Below are 8,077 nucleotides of genomic sequence, written 5' to 3' on the forward strand. Positions count from 1 at the left end.
ACATGTCCGGAAACTGCATTATAATACAGACAAAGGCAGAACCTCAAAAAAATAGGCTCTGCCCAAAGTAACTAATGACATATCTTATATCAGTTTATTCACTTTACACAAAACTTGAAACGGTCTCAAATCTAATATAAAGGCAGTAAAAAGAAGGCAGTGAATTTTTATCACCGCCTTCTTTATCCTGATTGATATACTTCATCATAAACAGAGTGGAGATTCTTTTTTAATCCACATGTCCATTTCCCTAAAACTCCGGCTCCATAGAAGATTTCAATTCTTCTCCCATTTCAAATTTATTTGCGAGGTAATCACTGAGCCATGTACCGCCAAACTGCTGATGGGTATTGATTCGCCAAATCGCCAGTTTACCCATATTTAGTTTGACACCCTCCATATCAAAAAACAGATTGGTCAGTCCTTCATTTTCAAAAGCATATACATTTTTGAACGTATCACCATCCAACAGGATGCCAGACTCTGTCAATAACTCATTGACACCATCTTCCCATTCCTGCAGTTCTCCGCCGCACCCTTGAAAAACAATGCCTTCCTTTTCCTGCATCTGTTTCAATTCTTCTACTGTGATTTTTTCAATCATACTTTTTTCACACTCCTTTACAATCTGCCAAACCCATAAAAATGCTTCACCCAATAGGGATTCCCCAAGTTTGCATAGCCGATGGGATCGCCGCAATGCAGCATTTGATTGTCCCCAACATAGTAGAGTAGGAAAGCACCGCCTTTCCTTATTTCTAAGGTAGGTTTGTGCAGTCCTCTCCCCGAACCGTGCTTGCATTTCTCAATGCACACGGCTCTCCATCTTTGCTCCACTACAGGTTATTTCTTTTCACCATGATGTATAGCCATGTGACACTTGTGGCATACCACGATTGTTTTTCGCCTTTTGGCTATCATTATCTTTTCCCATTCTGATTTCCCTTTAAGGGTTTTAACCTTATTTACGTGATGGATTTCGTATCTGTCACTTTCCGTACATCCACATACTTCACATAGCTTCGCCTTTAATCGGCTTTCTAATGTTGTTACATCATGGGAATAATTTTTAGCTGTTTGCGGAATAATATCAGTAAACTTCTTTCCTTTGCAGTCAGCATAATTAGCAAAATACATTTTCTTTATTCCTGTTTTGGTTTCATAAGGAATAGCCCATTTGCCTGTACCATCTTTGTACATAGCTATGATTTTAGAAACTTTGGAACGGTGCTTTCCTGCAAGTGTTTTCAAACAGCTATATTCCATAAGATAATTAAAATAGATTAGCTTGTTAAAATTGCTTGCCAATCCATAAAAGTTACAGATACCTCTTAATTCTGCATTATAGATAGTCACTATTTCCAAATCTGTCCTGTTAAGCAGTTGTGGTCGGTGTATAGGTTCTAATCTTCCATTGTCTGACCTCTGCTTTACAATTCCATTTAAAAATAGAAATTTCTCTATCTTGTCTTTGAATGGAATATTCAATTCCACCTTGTTATTCATAGAACGGGTTTTAAATTTTCCTTTTGGTTTAATCTGCTGGTCACGTCGTACCCTGACAGTATATCCGAGAAAACGAGCAGGAGTATTACTATGTGTAATCAGAGTTTTTTCTTGACTAAGTTCCATTTTTAATGTGGTACTTATAAATTCTGTAAGTTCTTGCTTAATCTTCTCACAATCCTGTCGATTGACATTCACAGCTATTAGGAAATCATCAGCATAACGCACATATTTTATTTTCTTGTCGTCACATTGTTTCGCTGGTAGTTTAAGCATTTGAGCTGTTGCAGATTTATATTCTTCAATCAGCTTTTCTCTTTCTATACCATTGCTATTTTTAATTTTGTTGTGTAATCTTTTGCGTAGTCCTACCAGTTTTGTATATTCTGGTGTATAATGTGCCTTTATTGCCAAATCTAACTCTTTCTTTATCTTCATTACGTGACGGTCTAATTCGTTAAGGTAGATATTCGCAAGAATAGGCGAAATGATACCACCTTGGGGGCAACCGCTATAAGTTTCGTGGTATTTCCAATCTTCCATATAACCTGCCTTTAAGAATAAACGAATGAGTTTCAGGAAACGTGCATCTTTAATTTTCTGATTGATAATTTCCACTAGTATTGCATGATTGATGTTATCAAAACATCCTTTTATATCGCCCTCTATAAACCAACGTGCTCCTGTAAATTCTTTTTTTATTTGAGCAAGAGCAGTATGACAACTTCTTTTTGGTCGGAAACCGTGAGAGTAGTCTGAAAAAATAGGCTCATAGATTGCTTCTAATATCATGCGTATTGCTTCCTGTATCAGCTTATCAGTAAAAATAGGCAGTCCTAATGGACGCATTTTGCCATTTGATTTTTTGATGTATGTACGTCGTACTGGTTTTGGCTGATACATTTCATTTTTTAAGGCTTCAATGATATTTTCAATATATATTTCACTAAAACCGTCCGCTGTATCGTCTGTTACACCCTTTGTTCCTGCTCCTTTGTTGGAGTAGAGGTGTTGATATGCAACATAGTATATATCTGGACGGAGTAAATACCGATAGAGCCTTGTAAATACTTCATCATGGTTCTTTTTTGAATTTTCCTGTAATTTGGTTAAAATCTCCATTGTTGGTTTCATTTGAGGTGTTCCTCCCTAATCAATTTCTAATTTTAATTCGCTAAGACTGCTTTCCTTCGCCATGTGAACGGTTTTCCCGTATCCGATTTTACGGCTTTCCCTGTCTTTTCAGGGTTCTCAGACTACTATGAAAGCTCCGTTACCTTGCCAGATTTTCAGCGTCATCTCACTTAGCATAGCCTTGTGATTTATCACTACAAGAGCATTACGCATAGCCATTGTTGGCATTCTGGTTTAGGTAATCTCCAGTTGACGAAAGTAGTAGGCTAGTGTGAATTGTCGGATATGCTTTCGTTCCGTTACTACTGGTTCTCCAGCGTACCGTATGAGTTCATTGATAACCCACTGAAAGGAATTTATTTTCAGCGTTACTCATACCACAGGTTTCAGACAAGTTTCCTGTGTCCACATATAACAGAGGTTTGGAACTCACATTCAACAAATATAGTTTTATCCTCATATTCACTTAACCTTGCAGTTCAGTCGTGTTCTATTGTCTTTGAACAACTTTCTGCTTTCCTGCCGTGCTATTTTCCCGTACAGCTTTCGCCTTTCGGTTAGGCAGGTGGTTTCCCGTGTTATCTTACGGGGTAGTGCCTTTTTTTCTGTCCCCCTTTCTTTAATCTACTTCTAACTTTCGCCCCTCTGGACGCACGATTCCAATATGAGTTACAGGGTTGCTGCTCTGATATGTTCCTGTAAAAAACACCAAATCCCCCGGCTTGACCTCGTCTTTTGACACCGGTGTACACTGGTTATAAATCTGCTGTGCTGTTGTTCTGGGCAGGTTATGGACTCCAGAATGGGTATATACCCAGCACACAAAGCCGGAACAATCAAAGCTGGTTTCCGGTGTGCTTCCGCCCCATTGGTAAGGAAAGCCGATATATTTTGTCGCTTCCTGCATGAGTTTTGCAAAAGTTTCATCATTGAAGGCTTCTCCAGGAATGCCTGTAATTTTGTCTGTCGCAGAGTATCCGTACTTGATAAAGAGATATAGATTTCGGATTTCCACCTTTTCTGTTTCCGTAAACGCATAGGAAAGGTAATCTTCCAGTTCCTCATAAATCTCGTCATCTTCTTTTTCACCCACAAAACAATCCGCAAAACCTTCATAGAATTCTTCATCAAAGTCTGTTGTATCCTTTGTAAAATAGAGGATATAAAAAAAAGACTTGACTTTGATATCGTCAAATCCATCTTCTTCCAATAATTCTATTGTCTGATCCAATTCCTCAAAGGCATCAATCATTTCTTCCATGGCTTTGGATAGTTCCGCATCAATATCCGTTGGAATAGGTCCTCCATCGAATACGATTCTTGCAACCTCCTGACTGAATCCTGCTTGTGTATTGAAGATAGAAACCATAACCAGCAGCGGTATCAGCATCACAATTACAATACCTGCCGCAATACTTGCCAGCAGTGTTCGCACTCGTTTGTCTTCTGCCAGCTCCAACGCTTTCTTCGTCATAACAGCAACTGCCATAGGACTTGCCATTTGCCTCACCTTCTTTTATTTCTTAAAACATAACATCCATTTCGTCTTCTGGATTCATTTCCATAAACTCATCCATTGTATAGGTTGCTCCCAGATAATTGATGCCGTCTTTCAACGGATAGTATGCATCATCTTCCAAGGGAAACGGTTTCTTTGAGAGAACAGTTCCCCAATGGTTTACAATAACAACCTTCTCCAGCGTAACTGGATCGCCACTAAAGCCCTCTGACTCTCTGACATCATAGCAGTATAAATCAAAAGGCACCGTATCTCGATCAATACGTGCATTGGTAAAAATAACCGGCTCCCCATCAATTTCCGCCAATTCAAAATCTTCATTCCTTGCATCTACCATCATGTTTATCTCTCCCTTCTCTGATTTTCATTTCAGATTATTTCGTTGTTTCTCTTATTTATCATTACTTACCTCCTGCACTACCGAACAAATCCTCTTTATACTGCGGTGCTTTTACTACCAGCTGGTACACTTCTGAGCCATGACGGAACACACAGACACCTCTTAAAGGACTGCTGATCAGGTCGAACAGACACTCATCCAGCCTGAGCATTTCCATATATTCCTTCTTGGAGATATTTCCTGGGTTAAATAAAAACTGATGTGTTGGAATGGCAAACATGGGTTTTGTCATTTCTCTCACATCAGCTCTGTTGAAGTCTTCGATATTCTGGCTGGCAATGATGACGGCACTGCCTTTTTTACGCACACGCTTCATGGCGTTTCTGATGTATTCGATGGCAGTCATATTGGTTAAAAACAGGTACAGCTCATCAATAAATGCCGCCGTATTCCCTTTGGACAGCAGGGCATCAGACATAAAAGAAAGGACATTGAACAGCATAGCGTTTCGTATTGCCGTATCCGCGTCTGTAATGCCCTTTGTGCCAAAGCAGATAAATCGATTGCTTGTGATGTTGGTGTGTCCGTTGAAAAACTTGCTGTCAGCACCAATGCAGATGGATTTCAGTTTCAAACATAAATCCCTGACCGTTTCTCTGGTATAGATATTCCCCCTTCTTTCTTCGTATTGGTTCAGTTCCTGTTCTGCCAGATGATATAAATCTGACAGAACAGGGTAGTCTGTGTGTTTTAATCCTGAAAAGTCAGTATGATCTGTAATGCCTTTGCTTTCGTATAGTTTCTCCAGAAAGATTTCCAGAACATCGATTTCCGCACTGGTAAAGTCTTTATAGGCACGAAAAAAATCACGGAGGAATGAGATATGCCTTGGTAGCACCGATCCACTGTCTTCCTCCCAGCGTTTTGGTTCCAGCACATTGATGATGTACTCACCTTCCATCAAGTCGATATAACAGCCATCCATGTTGACTGCCAAATCTTTATATTCCAGCTCCGGATCAAGGCAGACGATATCCATGCCACTTTCTCTCATGTTGCAAAGGAGCAGTTTCATGAGATAGCTTTTGCCTTGTCCGCTATTGCCAAGTATCAAAACATTTGCATTGGTTTTATCGTCTGTCCTTCTTTGAAAGTCAATGAAAAGGTTGCTTCCATACTTATCATGCCCGATATAAAAGCCTTGCGGATCGGCTTTGCCAGAGTAGTTGAATGGATAGAGATTGGCAGCACTGGTTGCTGGTATCACTCTTTCGAACTGTTCATGAAAGGCATTGTTTCCGCATGGCTGTGTACTTTCAAAGCCTTCTTTCTGTCTTAGAAATAATTTATCTACAGATATCTTTGAGCGTGTCAGCTCTGCCTCCACCTCCGCCTGCATTTCCTTCAGCTTCTCCAGTGTGGGCGTTGATATTTCAATGAACACAGCACAATGCACCAATGGTTCTCTGTCCCTGTGCATCTGTGCGATCAGGTTCATAACATCGTTTAAGTTTGACTCTGCAATAATCTCCTTTTGGATGTTGCCCGAAGAACGGTTCATTCGGTTCCTGCTGGCTGCGCTGGAAATGATTTTTCTTTCCTCCGCCGGTGTGACGTGTCTGGTATAGACACGCAGTGTAACACCTGAACGGTCACCTAAATGCCTGAGTAGTGCTTGTTCTTCTGTATCTGTTGGGTATTCACGTACCACCCATGTGCTTCTGAAACTGCTGCCGCAGATATAGTAATCAGGGTAGAACTTCAGCACAGAAGGCGCACACATATCCAAAAACTCTTTGATCCTGACCTGCTCTTTTTCTTCTTCCGTTTTGGGAATATAGACTTTTGTTTTCTTTGTTCTGCTGATTTTCAACGATACGCATCCCCCTTTACAAATCTCTCGCCGTCATAGTCATCGAAATAAACTTGCGTGATGTTCTGGACGAAGTAAACGGCATACAGCCTTTTGATGTCCTCCTTACTTGCCTGGCGGTAGGAAAATCCTGCGTCCTTCAACAGCTTTGTCATTCTGCTGATACCGGTCTGTACCTCATTTGTTTCCGGATTATAGTTGCGAAAGCGGAGGATAAACAAAAATTCTCTTGCGGAAGCTGTCTGTATCTGCACCCTGTCCAGATGGATCAGGTCTTTTTCCAATATTTCTCGTACCTTGGGGCTTTCTTCTTCCTCCAGACGCTCTTTGTAAAACATTTTGTTCTGGTCGAAGTTTTCTCTGGAATTGATGCAGGAAAACTCAATGGAGTCCAGTCCTTTGATGACACTGGACATCGCTATGATTTTTGTTTTTACTGCTGTTTCTGATAGTACCGCAATATTATCCGGCTGTACCAGAAAGTAAACCAGATACTCATTGCCGTATGTTTCCACACCAAGTGCATCAATATTTCTGGCGCCTATTTCTTCTCTGGTAGATTTCTTCTTTCCAATTCTCATTTTTGTCATCGGCAAACCTCCAATAAAAAATCTGTTGTGTTGTCACAAAAAATCGAAAGGCAAAGCGGATATAGTCTGAGATATTCAGTTCGTTATCAATACGCAGTGTCAAAAAGGCGAACACGCCAATAAGAACACCAGGCACAATCCAGTCCAGAGTTGCCGCAAAGACAGCTGACAGGACTGCACCTATGATGATAATCAGCATATCTCGCAGTGTCCAAAGGAACATGGTGCTTTTACCTTTCAGGTTTTCTGGATAGATATACATTGCTTCTCACCTGCCTTCTATACCATCTCACAGCACTGCTCTGTTTCTCCAAACACCGCATCTTCTATATCCGCAATGGACAAATCTCTGCCTAAAACATCAATGCCGTTCTCATAAGCAGTTTTGATTTCCTCACGCATTCCTTCCGAAATGATGCTGCCGCAAACCAAAAGTTCATCACACCTGCAAAGAAGTGCTTTCCCCATTTCCTGTCCCAGACTGCGTTCTTCCGGGACTTCATCGTCTAAAAACTGTGTGAAAACACAATGTGGTGCGATGGCACAGTTGCCTTTCATTGCTTCTTCTCTGGCGTATTCGTTCGCCTTTGCTATGTTTTTTTCCGGTTCTCCTCTTAATGGAGAACAGATATATACCAGTTTCATTTCAAAAACCTCCCTTACATTCCCATGTTCATACCCATATCTGTGTCTTGATTTATGTCTTCTTTCTGCTGTTCTTCCAACAATTCTTCTGGTGTGAGCTTTCGGAAACTGTCCTCGCCGTATACCACACCAAGACCTCTGCCGTTATCCCAATCAGGAAATACCGTTCCCATATCATCCACGAACTTGACCGTTCCTCTTGTTCCATCAGGCACTGGATTATATGGATCATCCATGTGGATCAGCTGAATTCTTGTGCCTGGTGGGAACAGTTCTCTTGCTCTTTCCGCCATTCTTCTCCCTTTGTCTGCCCAATTCATGAAAATTCTTCCTTTCATCTAACAAAATCATAACCACGCCTAAAAGACGTGGTTTGCACTAGCCCTATAAGGGCTTATTAAGAGCCAGCGCCTAAATGACGCTGGCTTTCACTTCGTTCAAGCCTTGGTGGTATGATTATCTGCTACCCT

Annotated in this window: 9 protein-coding genes and 1 pseudogene; all 10 read right to left on the reverse strand. The window is 40.9% G+C overall.

Annotated features, from left to right (window positions below):
* Positions 1-250 precede the first annotated feature (250 nt).
* The 10 genes and pseudogenes from INF29_RS13425 to INF29_RS13465 all read right to left on the reverse strand — a co-directional run bounded on the left by INF29_RS13425 (position 251) and on the right by INF29_RS13465 (position 7,927).
* Positions 251-604, reverse strand: a complete 354-nt coding sequence (locus INF29_RS13425; RefSeq protein ID WP_193487188.1) for a hypothetical protein — start codon at positions 602-604, stop codon at positions 251-253.
* A gap of 17 nt (positions 605-621) precedes the next feature.
* Positions 622-726: pseudogene (locus INF29_RS15275) on the reverse strand (C40 family peptidase); the annotation flags it as partial.
* 117 nt (positions 727-843) lie between these two features.
* Positions 844-2,640 (reverse strand): reverse transcriptase domain-containing protein, encoded by a 1,797-nt coding sequence (locus tag INF29_RS13430; protein ID WP_193487189.1) that lies wholly within the window; start codon positions 2,638-2,640, stop codon positions 844-846.
* A gap of 619 nt (positions 2,641-3,259) precedes the next feature.
* On the reverse strand, positions 3,260-4,141 hold the full coding sequence (locus INF29_RS13435) for a C40 family peptidase (RefSeq protein WP_193487191.1): 882 nt from the start codon (positions 4,139-4,141) through the stop codon (positions 3,260-3,262).
* Between the two features lie 22 nt (positions 4,142-4,163).
* Positions 4,164-4,499 carry an LPD28 domain-containing protein gene (locus INF29_RS13440; protein WP_193487193.1) on the reverse strand — a complete coding sequence of 112 codons (336 nt, stop codon included), beginning with the start codon at positions 4,497-4,499 and terminating at the stop codon, positions 4,164-4,166.
* A 61-nt stretch (positions 4,500-4,560) separates the two neighbouring features.
* Entirely contained in the window at positions 4,561-6,372 is a 1,812-nt protein-coding gene (locus INF29_RS13445; RefSeq protein WP_193487195.1) for a VirB4 family type IV secretion system protein, read from the reverse strand.
* Entirely contained in the window at positions 6,369-6,962 is a 594-nt protein-coding gene (locus INF29_RS13450; RefSeq protein WP_072851214.1) for a hypothetical protein, read from the reverse strand. Before INF29_RS13450 ends, INF29_RS13445 begins: the two co-directional genes overlap by 4 nt.
* Positions 6,898-7,224 (reverse strand): hypothetical protein, encoded by a 327-nt coding sequence (locus tag INF29_RS13455; RefSeq protein WP_193487197.1) that lies wholly within the window; start codon positions 7,222-7,224, stop codon positions 6,898-6,900. The genes INF29_RS13450 and INF29_RS13455 overlap by 65 nt, the downstream gene beginning before the upstream one ends.
* Before the next feature lie 17 nt (positions 7,225-7,241).
* Entirely contained in the window at positions 7,242-7,607 is a 366-nt protein-coding gene (locus INF29_RS13460; RefSeq protein WP_193487199.1) for a DUF7768 domain-containing protein, read from the reverse strand.
* Between the two features lie 14 nt (positions 7,608-7,621).
* Complete coding sequence (locus tag INF29_RS13465) at positions 7,622-7,927, reverse strand: DUF4314 domain-containing protein (RefSeq protein ID WP_072852766.1); 306 nt, start codon at positions 7,925-7,927, stop codon at positions 7,622-7,624.
* Between the last annotated feature and the right edge of the window lie 150 nt (positions 7,928-8,077).

Source organism: Anaerotignum lactatifermentans, from assembly GCF_014982935.1.
In the GTDB taxonomy this organism is placed as follows: Bacteria; Bacillota; Clostridia; order Lachnospirales; family Anaerotignaceae; genus Anaerotignum; species Anaerotignum lactatifermentans.